Raw genomic sequence first — 26,253 nt, 5'->3', positions numbered from 1 at the left:
ATCAGACTCCGTCCGACTCGCTGATCTCCTACCGGCTCGTCCCTCGCCACTACGTCGATCAGACTCCGTCCACCTGACTGATCTCCTACCGGCTCGTCCCTCGCCAGTACGTCGATCAGCCTCCGTCCACCTGACTGATCTCCTACCGGCTCGTCCCTCGCCAGTACGTCGATCAGCCTCCGTCCACCTGACTGATCTCCTACCGGCTCGTCCCTCGCCAGTACGTCGATCAGCCGAAACGACCGGAGATGTAGTCCTCGGTCTGCTTGTTGCTGGGGTTGGTGAAGATCGTGTCGGTGTCGTCGATCTCGATGAGGTGCCCGGGCTTGCCGGTGCCGGCGATGTTGAAGAAGCCGGTGCGGTCGGAGACGCGGGACGCCTGCTGCATGTTGTGCGTGACGATGACGATCGTGTACTCCTCCTTCAGCTCGTGGATGAGGTCCTCGATCGCGAGGGTGGAGATCGGGTCGAGCGCTGAGCAGGGCTCGTCCATGAGGACGACCTCGGGCTTGACGGCGATGGTGCGGGCGATGCACAGACGCTGCTGCTGACCGCCGGACAGGCCCATGCCGGGCCTGTCGAGACGGTCCTTGACCTCGTTCCAGAGGTTCGCGCCCTTCAGCGCGCGCTCGACCAGCTCGTCGGCCGCGGACTTCGAGATCCGACGGTTGTTGAGCTTCACGCCCGCGAGCACGTTGTCGCGGATCGACATGGTCGGGAAGGGGTTTGCCTTCTGGAACACCATGCCGACGCGGCGACGCACGTTGACCGGGTCGACCTTGGCGTCGTAGATGTCCTCGCCGTTGATCTCGACCTTGCCCTTCGCGTATGCGCCGGGGATGACCTCGTGCATGCGGTTCAGGGTGCGCAGGAAGGTCGACTTGCCGCAGCCGGAGGGGCCGATGAGGGCCGTGACCGAACGGGGCCGGATCTGCACGTCGACACCCTCGACGGCGAGGAAGTCGCCGTAGTAGATGTTCAGGTCCTCGACGTTGATGGGCTGGGGGGCTGCCATCAGATGTCCTTTCGCGTGGGTGGCCCGGCTCAGCGGCTGAGCTTCGGGGAGAAGTAGTGGCTGATCAGGCGCGCGATGATGTTCAGGACCATCACGATCACGATCAGGGTGAAGGCGGCCGCCCAGGCGCGGTCGATGTTGGTGCTGACCGCACAGGCGTACACCTCCTGGTTGATCGGGTTGGTGACCGTGTCCGACATGCAGTTCGCGTTGCCGTTGCGGTACTGCTGGTTGATGAAGGTGGGCAGGGTCGCCATGCGGCCGTCGAACATGTTCCAGTTCACCGAGGTGACCATGCCGACCGTGAGCAGCAGCGGCGCGGTCTCGCCGATGACGCGGGCGATGGCGAGGGTGATGCCGGTGGTCAAGCCCGCGATCGCGGTGCGAAGCACGACCTTGACGATCGTGAGCCACTTGGGCACGCCGAGCGCGTAGGCGGCCTCGCGCAGATCCATGGGGACCAGGCGGAGCATCTCCTCGCTGTTGCGGACCACGGTGGGGATCATCAGCAGCGAGAGCGCGACCGCGCCCATGATGCCCATGCGCACGGACTGGTCGGGCATGAAGGCGATGAACACCGCCAGGCCGAACAGGCCCGCCACGATCGAGGGGATGCCGGTCATGACGTCGACGAGGAAGGTGACACCCCTGCCGAGGGTCCGCTTCCAGCCCACGTTCGCGTACTCGACCAGGAAGATCGCGGTGAACAGGCCGACGGGGATCGAGATGATCGAGGCCCACAGCGTGATCAACAGCGTGCCGACGATCGCGTGGAAGACGCCGCCGGCGTCCGCTCCGCCGATGATGCCGGACATGTCCTCGGTCCAGAACGCGAAGCTGGTCGGCTTCGCGGCGATCACGCGGGTCAGGCCACGGGAGACCACGGACCACAGCAGCGACAGCAGCGGGAACATCGAGATCGCGAACGCGCCGATGACCAGCAGGGTCATCAGCCGCTCGGTCGCCCAGCGGGGGCCCTCGCGCAGGAGCGAGTAGCCCCAGCCGAAGAGCAGGTGCAGGACGAATCCGAGCAGGATGGCGCTGGTGACCGAGAGGGCGCCGACGATCGCCAGCACGGCGATGGCGACCAGGAGGCCCGCGAGGCCGGTGAAGACGAGGTGGTACCAGGGCAGGCGGCGCTCGTCGCGGGGGTGGTGGACCGAGGGCCCGGTCCGCACGGTGGTGGGGGTGCTCATGGGGGACCTCTCAGCTCTTGGGGCCGCTGCGGGCGACGATCCACCGGGCGATGGCGTTGATGACGAAGGTCAGCACGAACAGCACCAGGCCGGTGAAGATGAGCAGGGACATGTCGACGCCGGAGGCCTCCGCCTGCTTCGAGGCGATGTTCGCGGCGATCGAGTTGTGGCGGCCGACCTCGAGGATGTGCAGGGAGAAGGTCGCGCCGGGCGCGAGGATCATCAGCACGGCCATGGTCTCGCCGAGCGCACGGCCGAGACCCAGCATCGACGCGGCGACCACGCCGCTGCGGCCGAAGGGCAGCACGACGGTGCGGATGGTCTCCCAGCGGGTGGCGCCGAGCGCGAGCGCGGCCTCCTCCTGCAGTCGCGGGGTCTGCAGGAAGACCTCGCGGGAGACCGCTGTGATGATCGGCAGGACCATGACGGCCAGGACCACGGAGGCGGAGGCGAGGTTGCGCATCGGGGCGGTCGGATCGCCACCGAACAGCGGGATCCACCCGAAGTAGGTGTTGAGGAAGACGTACAGGGGCTCGAGCTTGGGGACCAGCCACACGCCGCCCCACAGGCCGTAGACGACCGAGGGCACGGCGGCGAGCAGGTCGATCATGTAGCCGAGCGCCGAGGCCAGGCGGCGCGGCGCGAAGTGCGAGATGAACAGGGCGATGCCGAGGGAGATCGGGATCGCGATCACCAGCGCGATCGCGGCGGCGAGGACGGTGCCGAACACGAGCGGCAGGGCGTACTCGATCAGCGAGAAGTCCGCAGTGCCGGAGAACTCCCGGCTCGCGATGATCGCGGGGAGGGACTCCAGGGTGAGGAAGATGGCCACCGCGGCGAGGGTGACGAAGATGAGGAGCCCGGAGCCGACGCTCAGGGCGTTGAAGAGCGAGTCGCCGAAGCGGCGGCCACCGGACTTCATGGAGGCGGGCGGGGCCGATGCCGCGTCCGGTTCGATGTCAGCTGTGCTCATGGGGACCTTCCTCCGAGCTCACGGTCCGCGCGCGGTGCGCTGGCCGGGGTGATGACGGCGGGGACAGCGATGTCGCCGGGCCGGTACGGCCCGGCGACACGCTGTCGTGAGGTGGCGGGATCAGCCGACGGTGATGCCGTCGATCGCGGCCTGGGCCTCGGTGCGCAGCTCCTCGGAGATCGGGGCGGAGCCGGCGGCGTCGGCGGCGGTGGCCTGACCGTCCTCGGAGACCATGTAGGAGGCGTAGGCCTTGACGGCCTCGCCCTGCGCGGAGTCGGCGTAGGAGCCGCACAGCGCGAGGTAGGACACGAGGACGATCGGGTAGACGCCGGCCTCCTCGGTGGTGCGGTCGAGCTCCACGACGATGTCGTTCTCCTCGCGGCCCTCCTCGCGCGGGGAGACGTCGACGGCCTTGGCGGCGGCGTCGGCGCTGTACTCGACGAACTCGTCGCCGACCTGGATCGCGGCGGTGCCGAGGTTGCCGGCCTGCGAGGCGTCGGCGTAGCCGATGGTGCCGTTGCCGCCCTCGACGGTGGAGATCAGGCCGGAGGTGCCGTCGCCGGACTGGCCGCCGGAGATGGGCCAGGTCTCGACCGGGCCGTGGGTCCACGCGTCGGGCGCGGTCTCCGAGAGGTACTCGGTGAAGTTCTCGGTGGTGCCCGAGTCGTCGGAGCGGTGGACCGGCACGATGTCCAGGTCGGGCAGCTCGGCGTCCGGGTTCGACTCGGCGATCGCCGGGTCGTTCCACGTGGTGATGTCGCCCGCGAAGATCCCGGCGATGACCTCGGGGGTCAGGTTCAGGGAGTCGACGCCCTCGAGGTTGAAGACCACGGCGATCGGGGAGATGTAGACCGGCAGGTCGAAGGCCTGCGAGTCGTTGCACACCTCGGCGGACTTGGTGAGCTCCTCCTCGTCCAGGGCGGCGTCGGTGCCGGCGAACTGCACCTGGCCGGAGAGGAACTGCTCACGGCCGGTGCCGGAGCCGGTGGGGTCGTAGGTGACCGTGAGGTCGCCGCCCTCGGCCTGGGTGAGGCCCATGAAGGACTCGGTCCACGCGGTCTGGGCGTTCTGCATCGAGGACGCGCCCGAGCCGGCGAGGTTGCCGGAGAGCTCCGCGTAGCCGCCGGCCGCGGCGCCGCCGCCGTCGGAGGCGCCGTCCGTGCCGCCGTTCTCCGAGCCGCCGCCGCACGCGGACAGCGCGAGGCCGCCGACGAGTCCGAGCGCTGCGAGCGAGACGAGCTTGTTCTTGCGAACGTTCACTGCGAGTCCTTTCGGGGCCTTCGGCCCGGGTTCACACCTGCTGACGTCTGTCAGCGGCGAACCTAGGGAGGGGAGATGACGCGGGGCCCGTCGTTGCGTGAACACCAGGTGAACAGCCCTCCCGCTCCCATGAACTCGCAGGTCGTTACCGGATTACGAACGGATCACACTCCCGTTTCGTCCGACTTCCAGTGGGCTGGGACACGTTCGGCATGCCCCTCAGTAGCCGGAGCCGGCGGCCACCCCTGCGATCACGAACATGACCACGAAGTAGGCGATGATGAGAAGCAGTGCGACCGTGCCGATGATCGAGAGGATCAGCCCGGTGATCGTGAGCCCGCGGCCTCCCTTCGGCGGGGTCGCGGTCGGGGACGTCTCCCGCATGCCCAGGATCGACAGCACCAGGCCGACGGGCGAGACGAGCGTTCCGCACAGGGTGAGCCCGAGCAGGCCGATCACGAAGCCGGCGATCCCGAGCCCGGAGCTCGGCGGCGCCGGCTGCACCGCGACGGCATAGCCCGGGGCGGCGTAGCGGCCCTGGGACAGCCCCGAGGGGAGGGAGGCGTAGGGATCCGGCACCCCGGCACCGCGCTGCGGGGCCCCGTGCGGATCGGCCGCGCCGTACGGATCCGCCGTGCCGTACGGGTCCGCCGCCTCGTGCTGCTCCGCGCTGCCGTACGGGTCCGCCGACGCCGAGGACCCGTACGGGCCGTACCGCTCCGACGAGGGCCCGTACGGGTCCTGCCCCCACTGCGTGCTCATCCGTGCTCTCTCCAGTCCGTCGTCAGCCGATGTTCGGCAGGTGTCGTTCGATCGCCACCACGACGCCCTCAGGCGTGACGTGCAGCAGCAGGGCCTCGCCGGCGGCGAGATAGGGGTCCTCGCGCGGCAGCTCGAGGGCCGCGCCGGGCCGGGAGACCCGGCGCACCGCCTCGATGACCGTGGGGAGCACAGGACGGTGCGTGCACACGACCGTCGGCCGCGCCTCGCTCAGCACCCGGTCGATGACCGCCTCAGTGCGGGAGGGGTGCTCCGCGTGGCCGGCCTCGGAGAGCTCGCCCTTGGTCCGCACCGTGAGGCCCTCGTTCTTCGCCAGCGGTTCGACGGTGCTCAGGCACCGCTCCCACGGGCTGCTCACCACGCTCCCCGGGTCGAAGGCGTCCAGCAGCGGCGGGAGGGCCTTGGCCTGCTTCTTCCCCTTCGAGTTCAAGGGGCGGGCCCCCTCCCCGCGGCGCCACTTCGACCGGGAGACCGCCGCGCCGTGGCGCTGGATCACGACGGGCGCCGTGCGCAGCTCCCCGGCCTCCGCGAAGCGTCGCAGCGACTGCAGGAGGACCTGGTCGCCCTGGCGCGCGACCATCCCCTCGGCCTCCGCCAGCGGGACCCAGCGGACCTTGTCGATCTCGGCGGCGTTCTCCGGACCGGGCGCGACCTTCGCCCGGACCGTGCCGACCCAGTACTGGACGATCTTGGTGCGCCCGTCCGGCAGCAGGTACACGGAGGCGGGCAGCGGCCGGTGCAGGCGCACCCGGTAGCCGGTCTCCTCGGTGACCTCCCGCACCGCGGCCGCGGGGAAGGTCTCGCCCTTGTCGAGCTTGCCCTTGGGGACCGACCAGTCGTCGTAGCGGGGCCGGTGCACGAGCAGCACCTGGAGCTTCCCGCCCTTCTCGCGCCAGGCGAGGGCGCCGGCGGCGAGGACGGGAGGCGGTTTGCCCGGGCCGACGCTCACGCTCATGCCGAGGCCGCTGCGGGACGGCGCATCTGCACGTCGCGGCCCGAGACCTCGAAGCCCCAGCGCTCGTACAGGCGCAGCGCGGCGGTGTTGTCCGCCTCGACGTAGAGCTCGACGCCGGGGACCCCGCCCTCGGCCAGGCGACGCAGCGCGGTCGCCAGCAGCACCGCCGCGATGCGGTGCCCCTGCACCGCCGGGTCCGTCGCCACGACGTAGATCTCGGCGTCGGCGTCCGTCGCGCCGGGCCGCTCCCGCTTGACCCAGACGAATCCGATCAGCTCCCCGTCGTGACGGGTGACGACCATGTCCTCGGCGTCGAACCAGGGCTGGGCGAGGCGCTGGTCCAGGTCCGCGCGGGTGAGCGCCCCCTGCTCGGGATGGGAGGCGAAGGCGCGGGAGTTGACCCCGACCCAGGCGTCCGCGTCGCGCACCGGATCGAAGACGCCCAGGGTCAGCCCGGACAGGGAGGACTCGGGCACGGGCTCGAGCGCGGCATCGGCCCCGAGCGCGCGGTGCAGGGTGAGCAGGCGGCGCGTCTCGACGAGCCCGGCCGCGGAGAGGAAGGCGAGGGAGCCCTCGAGCGCGCCGTGCGCCCAGACCCCGGCGTCGGGCCGGTCGGAGAGCGCGGCCTCGAGCAGGGCGGTGCCGTGGCCGCGGCGGCGCACCTCCGGGCGCACCATCCCCTGGACGGTGCCGTCGGCGAGCACGCTGGCGTAGGCGACCGCGCGGTCCCCCTCGAGGCGGAGCAGGTGCCGGGCGCCGTCGCCCTCGAGCGCGAGGCTCGCCGCCTCGTCGAGCGGGGAGACGCCGTCGCGCGCGGTCACCGCGCCGAGCAGATCGAGGATCTGGTCACGGTGCTCCTGTGACAGCTCGGCCGTGGAGATCATGGGGTCCTTCCGGGACGACGGACGGCGGTGGTGAGCGGCACGAGTATGCCTCCACCTGCGGGCACTCGTAGACTGCCACTGTAGCGCCGCGGACCTCGAGCCGTCGGCGACCCATCGAGCGACCGGCAGAGACAGCGAGGGAGGCCCCGTGACCGCTCCCGAGCACGCACCCCTCGGCGCCGCCCTCGCGCTGCTCCTGGCGCTCGTCTCGCTCACCGGCCCCCTCTCCCCCGTGCTGATGGCGACCTCCGTCGGCCTGCTCGGGCTGCTGATCGGGATCTCCTGGCCCGGGCTGCTCGAGCTGCCCTCCGCGATCGGGACCCGCGTGGTCGTCGCCAGCACCGGGATCGGCGGCGCGCTGGTCGCGGTCCTCGTCCCCGAGCGCCTCACCCCCGTCTCCGCGATCGTGATGCTGTGCGCGGCGGGGATCTTCGCCTCCTTCGTCCATCAGATGCTCCGGCGCGACCGCCGCGACCTCACCTCCTCACTCACGGGCACGGTCGCCGGAGTCTTCCTCGCCGGGCTCGCCGCGACCTGGGTGATCGCTCAGGTCGACGCCCAGGCCTCCGGGAGCACGGCCGTGGTCACCGCCGTCGCGACGGGCCTCGCCGCGACGCTGCTGCTGGACTGGACGCCGCTGCCCGCGCTGCCCCGCTTCGTGCTCTCGGTGGCGGTGGGGGCGGGTCTGACGTGCCTGCTCGCGGTGTCGCTGGCCTCGCTCGCCCTGCCGATCGCGGTGATGCTGGGCGTGGCGACGGCGATCGGGGCGAGCAGCGCGCATCTGCTGGTGGGCTCCTCGCTCGTCGCGCACGAGCCGGTCCCCTCGCTGGCGGTGGCGGCGGTGCCGGTCGGGACCGTGGGCGTCCTCGCGCATCTCGCGATCACACTGTTCGGCTGACGACGGTAGACTCGCCGCCATGTCTGCGCTGTCGCTGTTCTTCCTCGCCCTCGTCGTCCTGGTGGGCATCCTCGTCCTCGGCTTCTCCGTGCTGGTGATCAGCCGCCTGTTCAACCGCTGAGCGCCCCGCGGCACCGATGCCCATCACGCTCGACCCCTCCCTCCCCCGCTCCCTGTACCCGCTCGCCTGGCTGATCGGCGAGTGGGAGGGCAGCGGCGCCCTCGCCGCCCCGTCCCCGGGCACCCCTGACGTGCGCGTCGAGCAGCGTCTCGTGTGCACCGCCCAGGAGGACGGCACCCTCGCCTGGCGCTCGACGATCCACCGGGTCGACGCCCCCGCTCCCCTGCCGCCCACGAGCGCCTTCGCCCGCGCGGAGAACGGGGACGACGACGCCCCTGCCCCGCCGTCGACCGGCGAGCGGAGCCTGCTGCACCGCGAGGACGGTGTGTGGACCGTCGGCGATCTCCTGCCCGGGCAGGACCGCGCCGCCGCCGAGGCGGCACGCCCCGGCAGCCCCGAGGGGCAGCTCTCCCATCATCTGGAGGCGCGCTTCGAGCGCCGCGGCGAGGCCGCGGAGACCTGGCGCGGCGAGGTCCGCGGGCCGCGCCTGCAGCTCGCCCTGCCCGGCGCCGACGGCGAGGTCGCCGCGACACGCATGGTCGGCTACATCTCCGGACGCCTCATGTGGCTCTGGGAGCAGCGCGGCCCCGCCCCCGAGGGTGCGCCCGGCGAGACGGCGCTCCTCCCCCATCTCTCCCTGGAGCTGCATCGTGTCTGATCCCGTGTCCGGTCCCGTCCGCGAGATCCGCCCCCTGTCCCTGCGCGGCGCGGTCCTCGGCGAGGGCCCGGACGCGTCCGTGCCCGCCCACTACGGCGCCCCGCTGCGCGAGCAGCGCCGCCTGCTGGAGCGGGAGGCCGTCGTCGACCTCGGCCAGCTCGAGCTGCTCGAGGTCAGCGGCGCCGACGCCCGCAGCTGGATGACCACGGTCTCCACCCAGGTCCTCACCGGCACGCCCGTCGGCGCCTCGTCCTCCCTCGCGGTGCTCTCCCCGCAGGGCCGCGTCGAGCATCTCGCCGCGGCCGTCGTGATCGGTGAGGAGTCGCTGCTGCTGGTCCTCGACGCCGGGGCGCGCGCCGGACTGCGCCGCTACCTGGAGATGATGCGCTTCGCCGCCCGGGTCGAGATCCTCGATCGCGACGACCTGCGGGTGCTGGGCGCCCTCGTACCGGCGGCCGAGGTGCTCGCGGACCTCGACCTGCCCGAGCCCGTCGCCGTGTGGTCCGAGCCCTGGCCCGAGGTCGCCCCCGGTGGCGTCGCCTACGGTCCTGCGTCCGAGGACGCGGCCGGCCAGGTCCTTTCGGTCTTCCCCGCCGCGGCGCTCGAGGCGCTGCCCTGGCAGGAGCGGCAGCTGGCCGGGATGAGCTCCTGGGAGGCGGTGCGGATCGCGGACCATCGCGCCCGCCAGGCGCGCGAGGTCGACGAGCGCACCATCCCGCACGAGCTCGACCTGCTGCGCACCAGCGTGCACACCGCCAAGGGCTGCTATCGCGGCCAGGAGACCGTCGCGAAGGTGCTGAACCTGGGCCAGCCGCCGCGGCGCCTGGTGATGCTCCATCTCGACGGCTCCCAGGACGTCCCCGTCGCCCCCGGCGGCGAGGTGCGCCTGGGCGGGGCCGACGGGAAGGTCGTCGGCGCCGTCACCTCCGCGGCCCTCCATGCGGACCTCGGCCCGATCGCCCTCGCCGTCGTGCGTCGGGCGGTGCCGCTGGATGCGGCGCTGTCCGTGCAGGTGCTCCTCGGCGAGACCGGGGCGCTCTGGATCGACGCCTCCCAGGAGCCGGTCGTGGTGCCCCGCGACCACGGCGAACGTCCCGCGACCGCGAAGCTCTGAGCCGCGCCTCCACGCTCTTCGCACATCCCCTGCACCGCACCTCCTGCCCGGCTCCGCTGTGCTCGGCGCCGCGGCCTGGAAGAATGGCGTCATGAACAGCCAGGCCGAGCAGCAGGAGTGGTCCCGCCACCGGCGCGAGGTGGTCGAGGCCAAGGAGCAGGCCCTCCGCGCAGCCCGTGAGGACGAGCACGCACGGGCCACCGCGCTGATCCGTGAGGCGGTGGCCGGCTATCTCGCCGACGGCATCGCCCCGGTGCCGCTGCGGGCGCGGCCCTATCGCGGCAGCGGCACCGTGCGCACCGGCCTGAGCGGCTGGTACCTCAAGCGCGACCGCTCCCTCGCGGTGGATGCGGAGGGCCGCTACTACGTGTTGCGCGTCGAGGGGGGCCTCCTCGCCCGGCTGCGCGGCGAGGCACCCGAGCCCTCCCCGCACCGCTCGTCGTCGGCCGCGGCGCCCGCGACGGAGACACCTTCGATCTCGAGGAGCTGCTGCGCCGTCGGCGCCAGGATCCGGTGCCCGCATGAATCACTTCTCGCTCACGCCCACTGGGCCGCTGCCCGTCATCGAGCGCGTCCGCGGCGCCCTGTCCGCCCGGCTGCGCGGCGGCGTCTCCCGCGGCCGCGCCGACGCGCTCACGGTCGCCCGCGCGGCGCTCGCCGCCTCGCTCGCCTATCTGATCAGCCAGTTCGTGTGGGGGCACGAGTTCCCGTTCTTCTCCTCGATCGTCGCCTTCATCATCATCGGCTTCGGCATCGAGAAGAAGATGCGCAAAGTGGTCGAGCTGGGCTGCGGCGTGATGCTCGGCGTGCTCCTGGGGGAGCTGGCCCGCCAGGTGATCGGCTCCGGCGCGTGGCAGATCCTGGTGGTCGTGTTCGGCGCGGGGATGCTCGCGCGCTTCCTCGAGTCCAGCAATCTCTTCGGCTTCCAGGTCACCATCCAGTCGCTGCTGGTGATGATCATGCCGGCCACCCCCACCATGACCCCGGGGGGCGGGTGCTGGACGCGCTCACCGGCGTGAGCGTGGCGCTCGTGATCCACCTGCTGCTCTCCGGCAACCCGCGCCGACTCCAGTCCCGTGCCGCGGACTCCTTCTTCCGTGAGCTCGAGGACGCGCTGGTCAGCCTTGCCGTCTCCGCCCGCACCGGGGACCGCGGGGTGGCGCTGGCGACGCTGCGGAATCTGCGCGACGTCTCCCAGAAGTACACCGACGAGTGGAGCCTGGCCAATGACGTCGCCAACGAGATGGCGACCTTCTCCCCCACCGGGCTGCGCCATGCCGAGGACGTCGAGCGCATCCAGCACCTGCTGGTCGGCTCCGACCGGGCGATGCGGAACCTGCGCGTGATCGCACGTCGCCAGGCGGAGTTCCTGGAGGCCGTGCGCGGGGACGCCCATTCGACCCTGGCCGACGCGCTGCTCGCCGCCCGCGACGCCGTGCAGGAGCTGCGGGTCGCCGTCACCCATGAGGAGGTCGACTTCACCACGGCGCGTCGCCAGCTGCGGCTGTTCGGCTCCTATCTCACCCCCGAGATGCTGCTGCGCAACGACGAGGGGGTGCGGCCGGGGCGAGCCGGCCACTTCGAGGGCGTGACCCTCACCATCCAGCTGCGCTCGCTCGCGATCGACCTGCTGCAGGCCACGGGGCTCACCGCCGCGGAGGCCAAGAAGTTCCTGCCGAGCCTGGTCATCGCCGCCGACGGCGACGCGATCGGCCCGCGCCCGATGACGATGGAGATGAAGGCCGTGGAGCCGCCCGCCACGACCGAGGCGCTCGAACTGCTGATCACGGACCGCTCGGATCCCGAGCGCCGCCGCTGAGCGGACGGTGCGGTCCGGGGCGCGGGGGCCGCGGCGACCCGGGCGCGAGCGGCGGGGTCCAGGGGGCGAGGGGCGCGTCTGCGGGGAGCGTCCAGGGCGCGCCCCTATCCTGGAACGATGATCGCCCTCATCCAGATGTGGATCTTCCTGGTCCTCGCCGTGGCCCTGCTCGCCCTCGAGATCTGGGCGTTCGTCAACGCGCTGCGCTTCCGCCCCGACGCCTACACGGCTGCGGGCAAGCGCTCGAAGGTGTTCTGGTGCGTGCTGACCGGCGTCGCGATGCTGCTGGGCTTCCTGTCCCTGCCGTACCCGATCGGCCGCGGCAGCAGCATGCTGTTCATGCTGGCCGGCGTGATCATCGCCGGGATCTTCCTGGCCGACGTGCTGCCCGCGCTGAAGCGGGTCATGGGCCGCGCCCAGGGCAACCGCTGGTGAGCTGACCGCCGCCGGCCACCCCCGCGTCCACCCCGTCGGCCGCCCCTCGGGCACACCGTCGGCCGACCCTCGGGCACACCGCGGGCCGCCCCTCGGTCCGCCACCTTTTGTGAGTCCCAGGACCCATGCACCCTCGCGCATGAGTCCTGGGACTCACAGATTCTCGCCGCCCCGCCGCGCGCGGGGCATGAGCAGCGCGGGCGGGGTGAGAGCAGCGCAGGAAGGGCAGGAGCGTCACGGGAAGGACAGGAGCGCCGCAGCGACCGGCTCGTCTCCGGACGGGAAGGACCCCGGAGCCATGGGGCTCCGGGGTCCTTCTCGTGCAGGCGCCGGGTCGGCGCTCAGCGCTTCAGGTGGTCGCTCAGGCCTGGTGGGTGCCGGCCGAGCGGAGGTTCTCGCAGGCCTCGACGATGCGGGCGGCCATGCCGGCCTCGGCCTTCTTGCCCCAGGCGCGGGGGTCGTAGGCCTTCTTGTTGCCGACCTCGCCGTCGACCTTCAGCACGCCCGAGTAGTTCTCGAACATGTGCGAGGCGACGGGGCGGGTGAAGGCGTACTGGGTGTCGGTGTCGATGTTCATCTTGATGACGCCGTTGTCGACGGCCTCCTGGATCTCCTCCAGGGTGGAGCCGGAACCGCCGTGCATCACCAGGTCGAAGGGCATGTCCCGGCCGTACTCGGCGCCGACGGCCTTCTGGATGTCCAGCAGGACCGAGGGGCGCAGCTTCACGTTGCCCGGCTTGTACACGCCGTGCACGTTGCCGAAGGTCAGCGCGGTGAGGTAGCGGCCGCGCTCGCCCAGGCCGAGCTTCTTGGCGGTCTTCAGGCCGTCCTCGGGGGTGGAGAAGAGCTTGTCGTTGGAGACGTTCGCCTCCACGCCGTCCTCCTCGCCGCCGACCACGCCGACCTCGATCTCGAGGATCTTCTTGGCGGCGGCGGACTTCTCGAGCAGCTTCTCGGCGATCTCGAGGTTCTCGTCGACCGGCACGGCGGAGCCGTCCCACATGTGCGACTGGAACAGCGGGTCCAGGCCCTTGCTCACGCGGTTCTCGAGGTCCCACTCGATGAGGGGCTCGACCCAGGTGGGCAGGACCTCCTTGGCGCAGTGGTCGGTGTGCAGCGCGACGTTGATCGGGTAGTTCTTCGCGACGGCGTGGACGTACTCGGCCAGCGCGATGGAGCCCGCGACGCGATCCTTGATGGTGGAGCCGGAGAGGTACTCGGCGCCGCCGAAGGACACCTGGATGATGCCGTCGGAGTTCGCCTCGGCGAAGCCCTGGAGGGCGGCGGTGGCGGTCTGCGAGCTGGAGACGTTCACGGCCGGGTAGGCGAACTTGCCCGCCTTGGCGCGATCGATCATCTCTGCGTACTGATCCGGGGAAACGACTGCCATGGGGGCACTCTCCTTCGTCGGTGGGGTCGATGACGACCGGCGGTGCTCCGCGCGGGGTCGTCCGATCGTGGCCATTGTTCCACAGGGCACCCGGCATCCTCCGGCCGGAGGTCCCGCGTGGACGGCTCAGCGCAGCGGGCCCTCGGGGATCTCGGCGTGCTGGAGGACCCAGGCGTGCATCGCGATCGCGGCGGCCGCGGCGACGTTGAGCGAACGGGTCGAGCCGAACTGGGTGATGCCGACGACGAGATCCGCCGCCTCCAGCAGCTCACGGCTCACCCCCGGCCCCTCCTGCCCCACCACGAGCACCGCGTCGCGCGGGAGGGCGGTGCGCTCGAGCGGGACCGCCCCGGGCACGAGGTCGATCGCGACCAGCGGCCGGCCCTGCTCCCGCGCCCAGGCGATGAGGTGTGCGGCGTCGGGGTGGTGGATCTCGTGCTGGTAGCGGTCGGTGACCATGGCGCCCCGCCGGTTCCAGCGGCGCCTGCCGACGATGTGGAAGGCGCCGACGGCGAAGGCGTTCGCGGTGCGGACCACGGAGCCGATGTTCGCGTCGTGCTCGAGGTTCTCGATCGCGACGTGGAGGTCGTGGCGGCGGGTGTCGAGATCGGCGACGATCGCCTCGCGCCGCCAGTAGCGGAAGCGGTCCTCGACGTTGCGGCGGTCGCCGCCGGCGAGCAGCTCCGGGTCCAGTCGGGGATCCTCGGGCCAGGGCTCGGGATGAGGGCCGACGCCGACCTCGCGGCCGGGGTCCGCTGCGCGGGGAGCCTCGCTCATCGCTCCTCGGCGCGCTCGGGGTCCTTCTGCTCCTCGAGCGCCTCGAGCTCCTGGGCGTCGGGGTCGGGCAGGCCGAGCCTGCGGCGCTTGCGCTCGCGCAGCACGAGCCTGACCGCGAACCACAGCACGATCAGCAGGATCACGGCGTAGGCGACGTTGGAGAAGATGCCGGTGTAGGGCTCGATGACGGTCCAGTTCGAGCCCATGAAGTAGCCGATGGTGATGAACAGGGTGTTCCAGATGCCGCTGCCGATCGCGGTGAGCAGGGTGAACATCCCGATCGGCATCGCGTAGAGGCCGGCCGGGATCGAGATCAGCGAGCGGATGCCGGGCACGAAGCGGCCGAAGAAGATCGCCTTGTAGCCGTGCTCGTCCATGAACGCGACGGTCTTGTCGTAGTCCTCCACGTGCACCAGCGGCAGGCGGATGAAGAGGACCCGCAGCCGCTCGGGGCCCAGCAGGCGCCCGATCCCGTAGAGCAGCCACGCCCCGACGACGGATCCCGCGATCGAGGCCAGCAGCATCAGCCAGAACGACTGGTTCGGCCCGGCGGAGGTCACGCCCGCCAGCGGCAGGATCACCTCGGAGGGGATCGGCGGGAAGATGTTCTCGAGGAAGATCAGCAGGAACACGCCGAGCGGCCCGAGGGCGTCCATGGTCGAGACGGCCCAGTCGACGATGTTCATGCTGGTGGCTCCCGGAGGTCGTGGTGGAGGAGTCGGACCTCGTCGGCCCGCCCCCGAGTCTAGGTGCCCGCCTCGGGCGCGCGCCCCGGCCCGCCCGCGGCCTGCCCAGGACCTCCACGAACGCTGTTCCGGCCGTTCACAGCGGACTCCCGGTCTACTCTGGGCGCATGACCTTCAACCCGAACGCGGAGATCCGCTCCGACAACGTCTCCGCCGCAGGTCGTGGCGGGGGCGGCTTCTACCCGCGTGGCGGCGGGCGGGGCGGCGGCGGGCTCAAGCTCGGCGGCGGCGCCGGCTGCCTGCTGCTCGTGGTGGTCCTGATCTACACGCTGGTCGGCGGCAACCCGCTGGACCTGCTCGGCGGCAGCAGCACGCAGCAGGGGCCGGCGGCCGAGGGCGGCTCGCTGGACCACTGCCTCAGCGGCGCCGACGCCAACGAGCGCGACGACTGCCTGGTCCAGGCGACCGTGGAGTCCGCGGACTCCACGTGGGGTCAGCTCGCCCCCGCCGAGGGCATCGACTTCGTCGAGGCGCAGGGCCTCATCTTCTCCGACCAGGTGCAGACCGGCTGCGGTGCGGCGACCGCCGACGTCGGCCCCTTCTACTGCCCGGCCGACATGACCCTCTACGTCGACGTGTCCTTCTTCGACTCGCTGGCCACCCAGTACGGGGCCGACGGCGGGCAGCTCGCGAAGATGTACGTGGTCGCCCACGAGTACGGCCACCACATCCAGTACCTGACCGGGGTGATGGAGACCGCGGACCGCTCCCGGACCGGCCCGCAGTCCGACGGGGTGCGGCTCGAGCTGCAGGCCGACTGCTACGCCGGCGTGTGGGCGCATCACGCCGCGAGCTCCGTGGACGACGAGGGCAATGCGATGCTGCAGCCGCTGACCGCGGAGGACATCGAGTCCGCGCTCTCGGCCGCCAGCGCCGTGGGCGACGACCACATCCAGGGCGACGTCGCCGGCGGGCAGGTGCGGCCCGAGACCTGGACCCACGGCTCCTCGGAGCAGCGTCGGGCCTGGTTCACCACCGGCTACGAGCAGGGCACGATCGCCTCCTGCGACACCTTCGCCGCCGACCAGGTCTGATCCGGGCGGGTCGGGTCCGGTCGAGCTCCAGGAGCTCCGGGAGCTTCGGCCTCAGATCTCCAGCTCGGAGATGTCGTAGGCGGAGAGGTAGCGGTGCCCGGCCTGCTCGACCGCGTCGCGGGAGGCGTCGGCGCGGTGCACGATCACGGCGACCGCGGCGATGTCCGCGCCGGCCTCGGCGAGCGCCTCGCAGGCCGTGAGCACGCTGCCGCCGGTGGTGGAGGTGTCCTCGACCGCGACGACGCGGCGGTCCGAGACGTCCGGGCCCTCGATGCGGCGCTGCAGGCCGTGGGCCTTGTTCGCCTTGCGGACCACGAAGGCGTCCAGCGCATCGAGCGCCGGATCGGCGGCGGAGGCGTGCAGGATCGAGGTCGCCACAGGGTCCGCGCCCAGGGTGAGCCCGCCGACGGCCTCGACGCCGGGCACGAGGCCCTCGCGCTGCAGCAGGTCGAGCATGACGCGGCCGACGAGCGGCGCGGCCTCGTGGTGCAGGGTGATGCGGCGCAGATCCACGTAGTGGTCCGCCTCCGCTCCCGAGGAGAGGGTGACGCGGCCGCGCACCACGGCGAGGTCGCGGATGAGGACGCGCAGACGCTCGCGGGCCTCGTCGATCGGGAGCTGGTGGACAGGATCCGTGCTGGTGGAGGACATGCGGCCAGGGTAGTGGATGCCCATCCCGTCAGAGAGCGTCGTCCTCGCGCTGCCAGGGGGCGCGAAGGTTGCGGCGGGAGGCCCGACGACGGGAGCGCTCCACCGACCGCGCCTGCAGGCGTCGGTACCAGTTCGGGGAGGTCATGGCGCGCACGAGCGGTCGCGGCGCGATCCGGGACATCTCCCCCGCGGTGCGGTACTTCACCGACGGGATCGACAGGACCGAGCCCTTGGCCGCATCCCTCAGCGCCTGCTCGACGACGTACGGGGCCTTCAGCCAGGTGATGCGGGGCAGCCCGTCCATCGACATCGCGGCCCGCTCGTGGAACTCGGTCTGGACGAAGCCGGGCAGCAGGGCGGTGGCGGTGACGCCGGTGCCCCTGAGCTCCATGGCGAGGGACTCGGTGAACACGGTGACCCAGCTCTTGGAGGCCGCGTAGGGGCCGGCGGTGGTGTACCCGGCGAGGGAGCTGACGTTGAGGATCGCTCCGCGGCGGCGCTGGACCATGGACCGGGCCGCGGCGTGGGAGAGCACGAGCACGGCCCGCATCAGGGTGTCGAGCTGCTTCTCGTGGTCCTCGATCCCCACCTCGAGGAAGCCGCCGCGCAGCCCGTAGCCGGCGTTGTTCACGAGCAGGTCGACGGGGTCGACGGGGTCGGTCAGGCGGACCTCGACCCGCTCGAGCTCGCGGCGGTCGGAGAGGTCGACCGACATCACCTCGACCGTGACGTCGTGGACGTCCCGGATCTGCTCGGCGACGGCGCGCAGACGGTCCTCGTCACGCGAGACGAGGACCAGGTCGTGCCCGGTGCCGGCCAGCTGCCAGCCGAACTCGAGTCCCAGCCCTGAAGTGGATCCCGTGACGAGTGCGCGCGCCATGGACAGAGTCTACGCAGGTCCGGAGCCTGCCATGGAGCATTCGAGGCGGACGCGCGCCCGTGCCCCGTAGGATCGGCGGCATGCGCATCGCGACCTGGAACATCAACTCGCTGCGGGCCCGGATGGACCGCGTGCTCGCCTTCCTCGAACGGCACGAGGTGGACGTCCTCGCCCTGCAGGAGATCAAGGCGAAGCCCACCCAGCTCGACCTGACCGCACTCGAGGCGGCCGGCTACGAGGTCGCGGCGCACGGGCTGAACCAGTGGAACGGGGTCGCGCTGATCTCGCGCGTGGGCCTGTCCGACGTGCGCACGCAGCTCCCGGCCGTTCCCACCTGGCCCGAGGACGAGACCGGGGTGGTCGAGGCGCGTGCGCTCGGCGGGATCGTCGGGGACGGGCTGCGGATCTGGTCGCTGTACGTGCCCAACGGCCGCGAGCTGGACCACCCGCACTACCCCTACAAGCTGCGCTGGCTCGAGGCGCTGCGCGCCGAGGGCGCGCGCGAGCTCGCCGCGGACGCGGCGGCGAAGGTCGCGCTCGTCGGCGACTTCAACGTGGCCCCGCAGGACGACGACGTGTGGGACATGGACTTTTTCGAGGGCAAGACCCACGTCACCGAGCCGGAGCGGGCGGCCTTCCGCGCGGTCGTGGACGAGGGCTTCGCCGACGTCGTGCGGCCCGAGCATCCCGGGCCCGGGGTGTACACCTACTGGGACTACCAGGCGCTGCGCTTCCCGAAGAAGGAGGGCATGCGCATCGACTTCGTGCTCGGCTCCCCCGCCGTGCAGAGCGCGGTCACCGGGTCCTTCATCGACCGCGAGGAGCGCAAGGGCAAGGGCGCCTCGGACCACGCGCCGGTCGTGGTGGATCTGGAGCTCTGAGGGCGCTCCGGCCCGGGCGGCTCCCGCGCCGGGTCCGGACATGGTGGAGCGGCGGTGCGATCGAGTCGCACCGCCGCTCCTGACGGGCCGTCTGCATCAGGATCAGGCGTACACGTGAAGCAGCTGCGGTGACGCTGTCGACGTCTCACAGCCGGTCCGTTGCGGGGACCAGTCGTACGTGGGTTCCGATGCCGGTATCCGTCGTGGTGCATCTCACACTACCCGCCCGGAGGGGAGGACGCAAGGACCCTCGTCCCGGCGACCTCTCCTCCACAGACCCCGTCCGTCCACCGTCGCGCCGACGACCTGTCGCACTCCGCCCGTGCTCGCCACGATGGCGGCATGACCAGCACCATCGCCTCCGCCGCCGACCGCTCGCCGAGCTCTGCAGGACCCGAGCGGACCTCAGCTCCCGCCTCCCTCAACCCCTCCGCGGCCCGCGCGCCGAGACGGGCCCGCTCCCGCTTCCCGGGCGCCGGGCAGGACCGCGCCGGGAGCCCCGGGAGGCCCTGTCGGGGTGTCCGATGGGTGGGACCGGAGGGTCCCCTGCGGGAGCTCGTGGCGGACCATGCCACGGCGGCCGGCTCCTGGCTCCTCGAGGATCCCCACGAGACGGCGGGCTGCACCGTCGTCCCTGCCGACGCCCTCCGCGACGGCGCGCCCCGCTCCCCCGGCGCCGCCCCGGGCCGTGCCCCGCTGATCGTCGTCCTCGCCGCCGAGCAGGTGCCCGCCGAGCTGTGGCCCCTCGCGCTCGAGGCCGGTGCCCTCGCGGTCCTGCCGCTGCCCTCGGCCTCGGAGGAGCTGCTCTCGCGCCTTGCCGAGCTCACCCGCACCCGCTCGGGCGCCCGTCTGATCGGCGTGACCGGAGGGTGCGGCGGGGCCGGCGCCTCGAGCTTCGCCGCCCGGCTCGCCGGGGCCGCGCGCCGCCACGGCCCCGTGGCGCTGCTGGACGCGGATCCGCTGGGCGGAGGGCTCGACCTGCTGGTCGAGGCGAGCGGCGCCCCGGGCCTGGACTGGTCGCAGACCGCGTCGCTCGGCGTCGACGACGGCGAGGCCCTGCGCTCGGGCCTGCCGCGCATCGACGAGGTGCACCTGCTCGTGGCCGGGGAGAGGCCCGGACCCGACCAGGAAGACCTGCCGCGCGTGCTCGCGGCGCTCGGCCCTCTCGACGGCACGGTCGTGGTGGACCTCGCCGCTGCGCTCGTCCCCTGCGCGATCCCTCACCTGGACGAGCTCCTGCTGGTGCTGCCCGCGAGCGACCATGCGGTGCGGTCCGCCGCGCGACGCCTACGGGAGTGGTCGCCGCCGGCCGGGCTCACGAGAGCGGTGGTGCGCCGCGGCGGCGCGCTCTCCGCCGCCGATGTCGCCGAGGACCTGGACCTCCCCCTCGCCGCCTCCTTCCGCGACAGCCCCCGCGGCGCGGTCCCGCTGCTGGACGTGCGACGCCGAGGTGCGGATCGCGCCACCCGTGAGCTGCTCGCCGAGCTCCTGATGCAGGAGCCGGCATGAGCGGCCGGAGCACGGACGAGGGCGCCCTCGACACCCTGCTCGCGGGAGTGAGGGAGGACCTGGTGCGCTCCCCCGGCGCGGTGGACGTGCCGCGGATCGCTCGGGTGCTGCGCGCCCAGGGGCGGGTGCTCGGTGCCGCGGCGACCCTCGAGCTGACCGCGCGGGTGCGGGACCACGTCGACGGCCTCGGCCCCCTGCAGGGGCTCATCGCCCCCGGGGTCACGGACCTGCTGGTCAACGACGACGGGACGGTCTGGGTGGACGACTCGGGCGGGCTCCGTCCCGCGGGGCTCCGCCTCACCGCCGGCGAGGCGAGGGATCTCGCGGTGCGCCTGGCGACCTCCGGCGGTCGTCGCCTCGACGATGCAGTGCCCTGGGCCGATGCGCACCTCCCCTCCGGGATCCGCTTCCATGCCGTGCTCCCTCCGCTCTCCCCGGGCGGGGCGATCCTCTCGCTGCGCCTGCCCTCGCGGGACCGCCTGGACCTCGACGATCTCGAGCGTCTGGGGGCGCTGACCCCCGCTGTGCGGGAGGTGCTTCGCGCGCTGGTCCGCTCCCGGGTGCCCTTCCTGGTCACGGGCGGCACGGGCACCGGGAAGTCGACGCTGCTGGCCGCGATGCTCCACGAGGCTCTGCCGCAGGAGCGCATCGTCGTGGTCGAGGACGTGCTCGAGCTCGCCGTGGACCACCCCCATGTCGTGCACCTGCAGTCGCGGCACGCGAACAGCGAGGGCGCGGGCGCCGTCGACCTCACCGCGCTGGTGCGGCAGAGCCTGCGCATGCGGCCGGACCGGATCGTGCTCGGGGAGTGCCGCGGCGAGGAGATCCGTGAGCTCCTGCAGGCGCTGAACACGGGGCACGACGGCGGCTGCGGCACTGTCCACGCGAACACTGCGGCGGACGTCCCCGCCCGGCTCGAGGCGCTCGGCGCCCTCGGCGGGCTGGACCGCGGCGCGCTCGCCGCGCAGGTGGCGAGCGCCCTCGAGGTCGTCGTGCACCTGGGCCGACGCGACGGGCTGCGCGTGCTGGAGGAGATCGCGGTGCTCTCGCGCGGAGGGGACGGGATGCTCACCGCCCGGGCCGCGCTGCGCTCGCAGGGCGGGACGCTGCGGGAGGGGCCGGCCGCGGAGCATCTCGCCTCCCGCCTGCATCACGGGGCGGGCGCGGGGCCCGCCCGGGCAGCGGGACGGAGGGCGGCATGATCCCCGTCCTCGCCGTCGGCGCCCTCGCGCTCGTGCTGCTGTGGGTGCTCGTCCCGCCGGCGCTCCCCGCCGGAGCGCCGGTGAGGGCCTCCCGGCCCCGCCGCGCTTCGTCCGGTCCGCTGGACCTGGCCCGCACGGTCGAGCAGCTCGCGAGCGTGATCAGCTCCGGGGCGAGCATCCGGCAGGGTTGGGGTGCGCTCGCGCGCGCCCTTCCCGACGGGGACCTGCGGGATCTGGCCCGCGCCTCCGCCGCCGGAGCGGATCCGCGCCGCGCGGCGGGCGGACGGCTGCGCGGAGCGCCGACGGTCGCCTCGCTGGGCGCCGCGCTCGCGGTGTGCGAGCGGACGGGCGCCCCGGCCGCCGTGATGCTCCAGCACCTCGCCGACGCCCTGCGCGACCTCCACGACGCCGCGCAGGCGCGGCGCAGCGCCTTCGCGGGCCCGCGCTCGACCGCCCGGATCCTGCTCGTGCTGCCGCTGGCCGGACTGGGCCTCGGCATGCTCCTGGGCGGCGACCCGCTGCGGCTCCTGGTCGCCTCGACCTCGGGACGGCTGCTCGGCGGGGCGGGGATCGGCCTGACGGTGCTGGGCTGGTGGTGGATGCGCCGCCTGCTGCGCAGCGCCGACCCTCCCCTGCGCACGGAGGTGGACCCGTCGGTCGCGCTCGAGCTGATCGCCGGGGCGCTCGAGTCGGGGCTGCCGCTGTCCCGCGCCCTCGCCGCGGTCGCCGCAGCCCTGCCGGGAGGGACGGACGCCGAGGCGATGCGGGCCGTCGCCTCCGCCCTCGCCGCCGGGGCCCCTGCACGGCTCGCGGTCGACGCGCTCCCCGCGGAGCTCGACGCCCTGGGACGCTCCGCCGTGCTCGCGGAGGAGACCGGCGCGGATCTCGCGAGGGTGCTGCGCTCCGCGGCGCGGGACGCCCGGCGCGGCCGCGCCCGGGACGCCGAGGTGCGCGCCGCCGAGCTCGCCGTCCGCCTCGTGCTGCCCACCGGAGCGGCGCTGCTGCCGGCCTTCGTCGCCCTCGGCATCGTGCCGACCGTGATCTCCCTGCTGGGCGGCACCCTCTCCCTCACCTCCGGCGGAGCGTGAGGCCACGGATCACCGGGAAGGTCCCGGTCCGTCGTCCCCGCCCGGGGACGGCGTCGGCGGCGGGAGCCGCCACCGCGGGACGGCGAGCGCCGCCCCGCAGAACGAAGGAGGAGCACCATGCACTGCACGAGGAACCGACTGCGCCGCACCCTCGCCCGCCGCTGGCGGGACGAGACCGGCGCCTCCACCGCCGAGTACGCGATCACCGTGCTCGCGGCCTGCGGCTTCGCCGCCGTCCTGGTCGCCCTGCTGGCGTCCGGGGAGGTGCGGACCCTGCTGATGGGGATCATCACCTCCGCCCTGTCGATGGGGTCGTGATGATGCGGTCCGCCCGGTCGTCCCGCCTGCGGGACGACCGGGGGTCCGCCACGGCGGAGACGGCGATCGTGCTGCCCGTCGTGGTGGTGATGGTGGTGGTCGTGCTGCTGACCGGTGCGGGCCTGGCCTCCCAGCTGAGACTCGAGAGCGCCGCGCGCGGCGCGGTGCGGGAGCTCGCCCGGGGAGAGGAGACCGCGGTGGCGGTCGAGGTCGCCGAGCGGATCGGCGGGGAGGGCACGGCCGTGTCCGTCTCGAGCTCCGGCCAGTGGGTGCGGGTCGAGGTGACGCGCACGCTGCACGCCCCCGCGGGGCCGATGTCCACCGCGTCCTGGTCCCTCAGCGCCGACGCCGAGGCACGGCTCGAGCCGCAGCTGCTCGAGGGAGGGACGCCATGAGCACGTCAGGCGCGTCGGTGCTGGCCTGGACGGGGACGACGACCACGGTGGTGGCCGCCCTCGCGCTGCTGGGCGGCGGGGTGCTCGCCCGGGCCGAGGCGGGCACCGCCGCGGATCTCGCCTCCCTCGCGGGCGCCGATGCGCTCGCGGTCGCCCATCCGCACCCCTGCCGGGTCGCGGCGGAGACGGCCGAGCGCAACGGCGCGACGCTCACCGGATGCGAGCAGCGGGAATGGGACGTGCTCGTCCGGGTCGAGGTCAACGCCGGAGCGCTCCCCTCCGCGGTCGCGGAATCGAGGGCGGGCCCCGGACCGTCGGAGGTCCCGGAGACGTGAGCGAGGACGGGCTCCGCACGAGACGAAGCCCCCGACGCCACGGCGACCTGCAGCCAGCGACCTACCGGACGGCGGACCTCGCGGCTGGGCCGGGTCCCGCGGCGGGGACCGCCTGCCCGGCGCGCCGTGCGGCCCAGGCGGTGACCCGCTCCAGCGGGCCGCGCCCCTTGAGCGCGGACCAGGCGGTGCAGTCCACGAGCAGCACCACGGCGGAGGCGACCCAGACGCGGTTGTCCGCGATCCATCCGCCGGGGCCGGCGAGCACGACCAGGGAGACCAGGTGCACCGAGTAGGCGGTCAGCGGCATCGATCCCATCGCCGACAGCGGCAGCAGCCCCCAGCGCAGGGGTCGCGCGATCAGCAGCAGCCCTCCGATCAGGGCCAGCGCGATCCCGCCCGAGCGGAAGATCTCCAGCGTCGAGCCGGAGTGCGGCGTCAGCGAGATCACGGACTCGCCGAGCTCACTCCTCGAGCAGTCCCAGGAGCCGCACGGCCTGCGCCTTCGACAGGGGCTCGTTGCCGTTGCCGCACTTCGGCGAGACCACGCAGGCCGGGCAGCCCGCCTCGCAGCCGCACTCGGCGATCATGTCCGCCGTCGCCCGCACCCACGCGGCGGCATCATCGGCCCCGCGCTCGGCGAAGCCCGCGCCGCCCGGCGCCCCGTCGTACACGAAGATCGTCGGCGCCCCGGTGTCCTCGTGCTCGGCGGCGGAGAGCCCGCCGATGTCCCAGCGGTCGCAGGTGGCCAGCAGCGGGAGCATCGAGATCGCGGCGTGCTCGGCGGCGTGCAGCGCCCCGGGCAGCTCCTCGGCGGGGATCTCGGCGGCGTCGGTGCGCTCGCGCGGGACCACCCACCACACCGCCTTGGTGGTCAGGGTGCGCGGCGGCAGGTCCAGCGGGTGCTGGGCGAGGACGGCCTGCGTGAACACGTCCCGCACCTGGTAGCCGGTGACCTGGTCGGTGACGTCCACGGTGCCGAAGCACAGCCGCACCCCGTCCTTCCAGGGCACCTCGCGGTCCACCTGGCGGATCCGGAGCGTCGAGGCGGACTGCGGATGGGTGGAGTGCAGCGGGTCCTCCCGTCGCACGAAGGCGACGGCCTGGTCCACGTCCAGTCTGTTCACCACGTAGCTGCGGCCCTGGTGGAGGTACACCGCGCCGTCGTGGACCTGGGTGTGGGCGCTCGCGGCATCGACCGTGCCCAGCAGCTCCCCGCCCGCCTCTTCGACGATCCGCACCGGCTCCCCGCCGCTGCCGCGCAGGTCGGTGAGCTCGTGCGCGGACTCGCTCAGCGTCCAGTACCAGCCGGTGGCGCGGGAGCGGAGCACGCCGCGGGCGGCGAGGGTCGTGAGCAGCTCCCGCGCCGTCGGCCCGAAGATCTCCTCCTCGCCGTCGCGGATCGCGAGCTCGGACGCGGCGGCGCACAGGTGCGGGGTCATCACGTAGGGGTTGGCGGGATCGAACACGGCCGCCTCGACCTCGGCGCCGAACACCGTCTCGGGGTGGTGGACCACGTAGGTGTCCAGCGGGTCCTCGCGGGCGACGAACAGGGCCAGGGAGCCGCCGTGCGAGTCCTGCCGGCGGCCGGCGCGGCCGAACTGCTGCCAGAGCGAGGCGCGGGTGCCGGGCCAGCCGGCAACGACCACGGCGTCCAGCCCCGAGATGTCGATCCCGAGCTCGAGGGCGTTGGTGGAGGCCAGGGCCCGCAGCTCGCCGCTGCGCAGGGAGTCCTCGAGCCCGCGTCGCTCGCGGGCGAGATAGCCGCCGCGATAGGCGGCGATCCGCTGCGCGGCATCGGCCAGGCGCGCATCGGCGCTCTCCTCCGCCTTCTGCCCCAGCAGGCGCCGCGCCCCGGTGGAGACGAGCTCCGCCCCGCGCCGCGAGCGGGCGAAGACGAGGGTCTGCACGTCCCGCTCGACGAGATCGGCGAGCAGCGCGGCGGCCTCGCTGGTGGCCGAGCGGCGCAGCGGCTCCTCGCGACGGCCCTGCCCGTCCCCGTCGGGACCCTCGACCTCCTCGCCGCCGTTCGCGTCGCGGCCCGGCTCCTCCCACCGCGCCGGGTCGCCGCGGCCGTTCACGCGGGTGCGCGTGCCCGGCTCCCACAGCCCGATCGTGAGCCCGGCCCGGGGCGAGCCGTCCTCGGTGACCGCCTCGACGTCCCGTCCGATCAGCCGCGAGGCGGACAGCTCCGGGTTCGCGGTGGTGGCGGAGGCGAGCACGAAGGTGGGATCGGCCCCGTACCGCGCGGCGATCCGGCGCAGGCGCCGCAGCACCATCGACACATGGCTGCCGAACACCCCCCGGTAGCTGTGGCACTCGTCGATCACCACGTAGCGCAGCGCCCGGAAGAAGTGGGCCCACTGCTCGTGCCCGGGCAGGATCCCGAAGTGGAGCATGTCGGGGTTGGTGAGCACCACGGTGCCGTGGCGGCGCACCCAGCGGCGCTGCTCGGCCGGCGTGTCCCCGTCGTACACGGCGATGCGGGCGTCGCGGATCCCGGCCCCGTCGGCGAGGGCGGTGATGTTGGTGAGCTGGTCCGCGGCGAGCGCCTTGGTGGGCGAGAGGTAGAGCACCGTCGCGCGGGGCGCCCCGGGGTCGATCTCCCGCGCCCCGATCGCAGTGAGGGTCGGCAGCAGGTAGGCGAGGGACTTCCCGGAAGCGGTGGCGGTGGCGAGCACCACGTCCCGGCCGTCATGCGCCAGGCGCGCCGCCTGCTCCTGGTGGACCCAGGGGGCGGTGATGCCGCGCTCGGCGAGGTGGAGGACCAGGCGCGGATCGGTCCACTCCGGGAAGCTGCCCCGTCGGCCCTCGCGGGCGGGCCGCCGCTCGACGTGGGTGAGGCAGCCGTGGCGGATCAGCGGTGCGCTGAGGTCGGCGAGCAGCTCCGAGGCCCTGCCTGCCCGCATCCCTCACCGTCCTCCCGCGTCCCCACAGGGTCT

General features: G+C 73.1%; 28 protein-coding genes. 14 read left to right on the top strand and 14 right to left on the bottom strand.

All coding sequences use genetic code 11. The features are described 5' to 3' along the window. Positions 1-229: 229 nt before the first annotated feature. From pstB to mshD, 7 genes are all read right to left on the bottom strand, one after another. On the bottom strand, positions 230-1,015 hold the full coding sequence (pstB, locus tag RBL05_RS13165) for a phosphate ABC transporter ATP-binding protein PstB (RefSeq protein WP_263311119.1): 786 nt from the start codon (positions 1,013-1,015) through the stop codon (positions 230-232). A 29-nt stretch (positions 1,016-1,044) separates the two neighbouring features. Next, positions 1,045-2,211 (bottom strand): phosphate ABC transporter permease PstA, encoded by a 1,167-nt coding sequence (gene pstA, locus RBL05_RS13160; protein ID WP_263311120.1) that lies wholly within the window; start codon positions 2,209-2,211, stop codon positions 1,045-1,047. Between the two features lie 10 nt (positions 2,212-2,221). Continuing rightward, positions 2,222-3,184, bottom strand: a complete 963-nt coding sequence (pstC, locus tag RBL05_RS13155; protein WP_263311121.1) for a phosphate ABC transporter permease subunit PstC — start codon at positions 3,182-3,184, stop codon at positions 2,222-2,224. A 120-nt stretch (positions 3,185-3,304) separates the two neighbouring features. Then, entirely contained in the window at positions 3,305-4,444 is a 1,140-nt protein-coding gene (pstS, locus tag RBL05_RS13150) for a phosphate ABC transporter substrate-binding protein PstS (RefSeq protein WP_308739079.1), read from the bottom strand. A gap of 219 nt (positions 4,445-4,663) precedes the next feature. Next, the gene (locus RBL05_RS13145; RefSeq protein ID WP_263311123.1) at positions 4,664-5,206 is read right to left on the bottom strand and encodes a DUF4190 domain-containing protein; all 543 of its coding nucleotides are present in this window, start codon (positions 5,204-5,206) and stop codon (positions 4,664-4,666) included. A 22-nt stretch (positions 5,207-5,228) separates the two neighbouring features. After that, positions 5,229-6,179: an NUDIX hydrolase gene (locus tag RBL05_RS13140; protein WP_259882799.1), complete on the bottom strand. Its 951-nt coding sequence runs from the start codon at positions 6,177-6,179 to the stop codon at positions 5,229-5,231. Beyond that, a complete protein-coding gene (mshD, locus tag RBL05_RS13135) occupies positions 6,176-7,063 on the bottom strand; it encodes a mycothiol synthase (RefSeq protein ID WP_308739080.1) in 888 nt (295 codons plus the stop codon). Before mshD ends, RBL05_RS13140 begins: the two co-directional genes overlap by 4 nt. A gap of 148 nt (positions 7,064-7,211) precedes the next feature. On the opposite strand from mshD, the gene RBL05_RS13130 reads away from it, so the two are divergent. From RBL05_RS13130 to RBL05_RS13105, 6 genes are all read left to right on the top strand, one after another. Then, positions 7,212-7,961 carry a hypothetical protein gene (locus tag RBL05_RS13130; protein ID WP_308739081.1) on the top strand — a complete coding sequence of 250 codons (750 nt, stop codon included), beginning with the start codon at positions 7,212-7,214 and terminating at the stop codon, positions 7,959-7,961. Positions 7,962-8,098: 137 nt separating this feature from the next. Further along, on the top strand, positions 8,099-8,740 hold the full coding sequence (locus RBL05_RS13125; RefSeq protein WP_308739082.1) for an FABP family protein: 642 nt from the start codon (positions 8,099-8,101) through the stop codon (positions 8,738-8,740). Further along, entirely contained in the window at positions 8,733-9,854 is a 1,122-nt protein-coding gene (locus RBL05_RS13120) for a YgfZ/GcvT domain-containing protein (protein WP_308739083.1), read from the top strand. Before RBL05_RS13125 ends, RBL05_RS13120 begins: the two co-directional genes overlap by 8 nt. 521 nt (positions 9,855-10,375) lie before the next feature. Further along, entirely contained in the window at positions 10,376-10,873 is a 498-nt protein-coding gene (locus RBL05_RS13115; protein WP_318603705.1) for an FUSC family protein, read from the top strand. Next, the gene (locus RBL05_RS13110) at positions 10,849-11,673 is read left to right on the top strand and encodes a hypothetical protein (RefSeq protein WP_318603702.1); all 825 of its coding nucleotides are present in this window, start codon (positions 10,849-10,851) and stop codon (positions 11,671-11,673) included. Before RBL05_RS13115 ends, RBL05_RS13110 begins: the two co-directional genes overlap by 25 nt. A gap of 117 nt (positions 11,674-11,790) precedes the next feature. Further along, entirely contained in the window at positions 11,791-12,108 is a 318-nt protein-coding gene (locus RBL05_RS13105; protein ID WP_263311131.1) for a DUF2516 family protein, read from the top strand. A 361-nt stretch (positions 12,109-12,469) separates the two neighbouring features. Here RBL05_RS13105 and fbaA read toward each other — a convergent pair whose 3' ends face one another. From fbaA to RBL05_RS13090, 3 genes are all read right to left on the bottom strand, one after another. Further along, complete coding sequence (gene fbaA / locus RBL05_RS13100; RefSeq protein WP_308739085.1) at positions 12,470-13,498, bottom strand: class II fructose-bisphosphate aldolase; 1,029 nt, start codon at positions 13,496-13,498, stop codon at positions 12,470-12,472. Between the two features lie 126 nt (positions 13,499-13,624). Continuing rightward, complete coding sequence (locus RBL05_RS13095) at positions 13,625-14,275, bottom strand: TrmH family RNA methyltransferase (protein WP_308739086.1); 651 nt, start codon at positions 14,273-14,275, stop codon at positions 13,625-13,627. Beyond that, on the bottom strand, positions 14,272-14,961 hold the full coding sequence (locus tag RBL05_RS13090) for a DedA family protein (RefSeq protein WP_308739087.1): 690 nt from the start codon (positions 14,959-14,961) through the stop codon (positions 14,272-14,274). Before RBL05_RS13090 ends, RBL05_RS13095 begins: the two co-directional genes overlap by 4 nt. A 167-nt stretch (positions 14,962-15,128) precedes the next feature. On the opposite strand from RBL05_RS13090, the gene RBL05_RS13085 reads away from it, so the two are divergent. Next, a complete protein-coding gene (locus tag RBL05_RS13085) occupies positions 15,129-16,055 on the top strand; it encodes a neutral zinc metallopeptidase (RefSeq protein ID WP_308739088.1) in 927 nt (308 codons plus the stop codon). Between the two features lie 51 nt (positions 16,056-16,106). On the opposite strand, the gene RBL05_RS13080 is transcribed toward RBL05_RS13085, so the two are convergent. Beyond that, positions 16,107-16,706 carry an orotate phosphoribosyltransferase gene (locus RBL05_RS13080; protein WP_308739089.1) on the bottom strand — a complete coding sequence of 200 codons (600 nt, stop codon included), beginning with the start codon at positions 16,704-16,706 and terminating at the stop codon, positions 16,107-16,109. A gap of 28 nt (positions 16,707-16,734) precedes the next feature. Beyond that, positions 16,735-17,586 (bottom strand): SDR family NAD(P)-dependent oxidoreductase, encoded by an 852-nt coding sequence (locus RBL05_RS13075; protein WP_308739090.1) that lies wholly within the window; start codon positions 17,584-17,586, stop codon positions 16,735-16,737. 80 nt (positions 17,587-17,666) lie between these two features. Here RBL05_RS13075 and RBL05_RS13070 point away from each other — a divergent pair, with 80 nt between their 5' ends. From RBL05_RS13070 to RBL05_RS13040, 7 genes are all read left to right on the top strand, one after another. Beyond that, positions 17,667-18,467, top strand: coding sequence for an exodeoxyribonuclease III (locus tag RBL05_RS13070; RefSeq protein WP_308739091.1), 801 nt, complete (start codon positions 17,667-17,669; stop codon positions 18,465-18,467). A gap of 342 nt (positions 18,468-18,809) precedes the next feature. Further along, positions 18,810-19,976, top strand: a complete 1,167-nt coding sequence (locus RBL05_RS13065) for a hypothetical protein (RefSeq protein ID WP_308739092.1) — start codon at positions 18,810-18,812, stop codon at positions 19,974-19,976. Then, positions 19,973-21,178, top strand: coding sequence for a TadA family conjugal transfer-associated ATPase (locus RBL05_RS13060; protein WP_308739093.1), 1,206 nt, complete (start codon positions 19,973-19,975; stop codon positions 21,176-21,178). Before RBL05_RS13065 ends, RBL05_RS13060 begins: the two co-directional genes overlap by 4 nt. Next, on the top strand, positions 21,175-22,266 hold the full coding sequence (locus tag RBL05_RS13055) for a type II secretion system F family protein (protein WP_308739094.1): 1,092 nt from the start codon (positions 21,175-21,177) through the stop codon (positions 22,264-22,266). Before RBL05_RS13060 ends, RBL05_RS13055 begins: the two co-directional genes overlap by 4 nt. A gap of 117 nt (positions 22,267-22,383) precedes the next feature. After that, positions 22,384-22,584, top strand: a complete 201-nt coding sequence (locus RBL05_RS13050; RefSeq protein WP_010549540.1) for a DUF4244 domain-containing protein — start codon at positions 22,384-22,386, stop codon at positions 22,582-22,584. Next, entirely contained in the window at positions 22,584-22,979 is a 396-nt protein-coding gene (locus RBL05_RS13045) for a TadE family type IV pilus minor pilin (protein ID WP_308741172.1), read from the top strand. Before RBL05_RS13050 ends, RBL05_RS13045 begins: the two co-directional genes overlap by 1 nt. After that, a complete protein-coding gene (locus RBL05_RS13040) occupies positions 22,976-23,314 on the top strand; it encodes an Rv3654c family TadE-like protein (protein ID WP_308739095.1) in 339 nt (112 codons plus the stop codon). Before RBL05_RS13045 ends, RBL05_RS13040 begins: the two co-directional genes overlap by 4 nt. A gap of 61 nt (positions 23,315-23,375) precedes the next feature. On the opposite strand, the gene RBL05_RS13035 is transcribed toward RBL05_RS13040, so the two are convergent. Both RBL05_RS13035 and RBL05_RS13030 read right to left on the bottom strand, forming a co-directional pair. After that, positions 23,376-23,762, bottom strand: coding sequence for a hypothetical protein (locus tag RBL05_RS13035; RefSeq protein ID WP_308739096.1), 387 nt, complete (start codon positions 23,760-23,762; stop codon positions 23,376-23,378). A gap of 13 nt (positions 23,763-23,775) precedes the next feature. Continuing rightward, positions 23,776-26,220, bottom strand: coding sequence for a DEAD/DEAH box helicase (locus tag RBL05_RS13030; RefSeq protein WP_308739097.1), 2,445 nt, complete (start codon positions 26,218-26,220; stop codon positions 23,776-23,778). Between the last annotated feature and the right edge of the window lie 33 nt (positions 26,221-26,253).

Origin of the sequence: Brachybacterium sp. GU-2 (genome assembly GCF_030866705.2) — a bacterium.
Taxonomy (GTDB): Bacteria; Actinomycetota; Actinomycetes; order Actinomycetales; family Dermabacteraceae; genus Brachybacterium; species Brachybacterium conglomeratum.
This window is presented reverse-complemented; position numbering and strand designations above follow the sequence as displayed.

Bases quoted from the DNA above. Each gene is read 5' to 3' on its own strand.
- RBL05_RS13050 (WP_010549540.1), top strand. From the start codon at position 22,384: ATGCACTGCACGAGGAACCGACTGCGCCGCACCCTCGCCCGCCGCTGG.
- RBL05_RS13085 (WP_308739088.1), top strand. From the start codon at position 15,129: ATGACCTTCAACCCGAACGCGGAGATCCGCTCCGACAACGTCTCCGCC.
- mshD (WP_308739080.1), bottom strand. From the start codon at position 7,063: ATGATCTCCACGGCCGAGCTGTCACAGGAGCACCGTGACCAGATCCTC.
- RBL05_RS13060 (WP_308739093.1), top strand. From the start codon at position 19,973: ATGAGCGGCCGGAGCACGGACGAGGGCGCCCTCGACACCCTGCTCGCG.
- RBL05_RS13065 (WP_308739092.1), top strand. From the start codon at position 18,810: ATGACCAGCACCATCGCCTCCGCCGCCGACCGCTCGCCGAGCTCTGCA.
- RBL05_RS13080 (WP_308739089.1), bottom strand. From the start codon at position 16,706: ATGTCCTCCACCAGCACGGATCCTGTCCACCAGCTCCCGATCGACGAG.
- RBL05_RS13105 (WP_263311131.1), top strand. From the start codon at position 11,791: ATGATCGCCCTCATCCAGATGTGGATCTTCCTGGTCCTCGCCGTGGCC.
- RBL05_RS13125 (WP_308739082.1), top strand. From the start codon at position 8,099: ATGCCCATCACGCTCGACCCCTCCCTCCCCCGCTCCCTGTACCCGCTC.
- pstB (WP_263311119.1), bottom strand. From the start codon at position 1,015: ATGGCAGCCCCCCAGCCCATCAACGTCGAGGACCTGAACATCTACTAC.
- RBL05_RS13145 (WP_263311123.1), bottom strand. From the start codon at position 5,206: ATGAGCACGCAGTGGGGGCAGGACCCGTACGGGCCCTCGTCGGAGCGG.
- RBL05_RS13075 (WP_308739090.1), bottom strand. From the start codon at position 17,586: ATGGCGCGCGCACTCGTCACGGGATCCACTTCAGGGCTGGGACTCGAG.
- RBL05_RS13095 (WP_308739086.1), bottom strand. From the start codon at position 14,275: ATGAGCGAGGCTCCCCGCGCAGCGGACCCCGGCCGCGAGGTCGGCGTC.
- RBL05_RS13055 (WP_308739094.1), top strand. From the start codon at position 21,175: ATGATCCCCGTCCTCGCCGTCGGCGCCCTCGCGCTCGTGCTGCTGTGG.
- RBL05_RS13115 (WP_318603705.1), top strand. From the start codon at position 10,376: ATGAATCACTTCTCGCTCACGCCCACTGGGCCGCTGCCCGTCATCGAG.
- RBL05_RS13070 (WP_308739091.1), top strand. From the start codon at position 17,667: ATGCGCATCGCGACCTGGAACATCAACTCGCTGCGGGCCCGGATGGAC.
- RBL05_RS13040 (WP_308739095.1), top strand. From the start codon at position 22,976: ATGAGCACGTCAGGCGCGTCGGTGCTGGCCTGGACGGGGACGACGACC.
- RBL05_RS13090 (WP_308739087.1), bottom strand. From the start codon at position 14,961: ATGAACATCGTCGACTGGGCCGTCTCGACCATGGACGCCCTCGGGCCG.
- RBL05_RS13045 (WP_308741172.1), top strand. From the start codon at position 22,584: ATGATGCGGTCCGCCCGGTCGTCCCGCCTGCGGGACGACCGGGGGTCC.
- pstA (WP_263311120.1), bottom strand. From the start codon at position 2,211: ATGAGCACCCCCACCACCGTGCGGACCGGGCCCTCGGTCCACCACCCC.
- fbaA (WP_308739085.1), bottom strand. From the start codon at position 13,498: ATGGCAGTCGTTTCCCCGGATCAGTACGCAGAGATGATCGATCGCGCC.
- RBL05_RS13030 (WP_308739097.1), bottom strand. From the start codon at position 26,220: ATGCGGGCAGGCAGGGCCTCGGAGCTGCTCGCCGACCTCAGCGCACCG.
- pstC (WP_263311121.1), bottom strand. From the start codon at position 3,184: ATGAGCACAGCTGACATCGAACCGGACGCGGCATCGGCCCCGCCCGCC.
- RBL05_RS13140 (WP_259882799.1), bottom strand. From the start codon at position 6,179: ATGAGCGTGAGCGTCGGCCCGGGCAAACCGCCTCCCGTCCTCGCCGCC.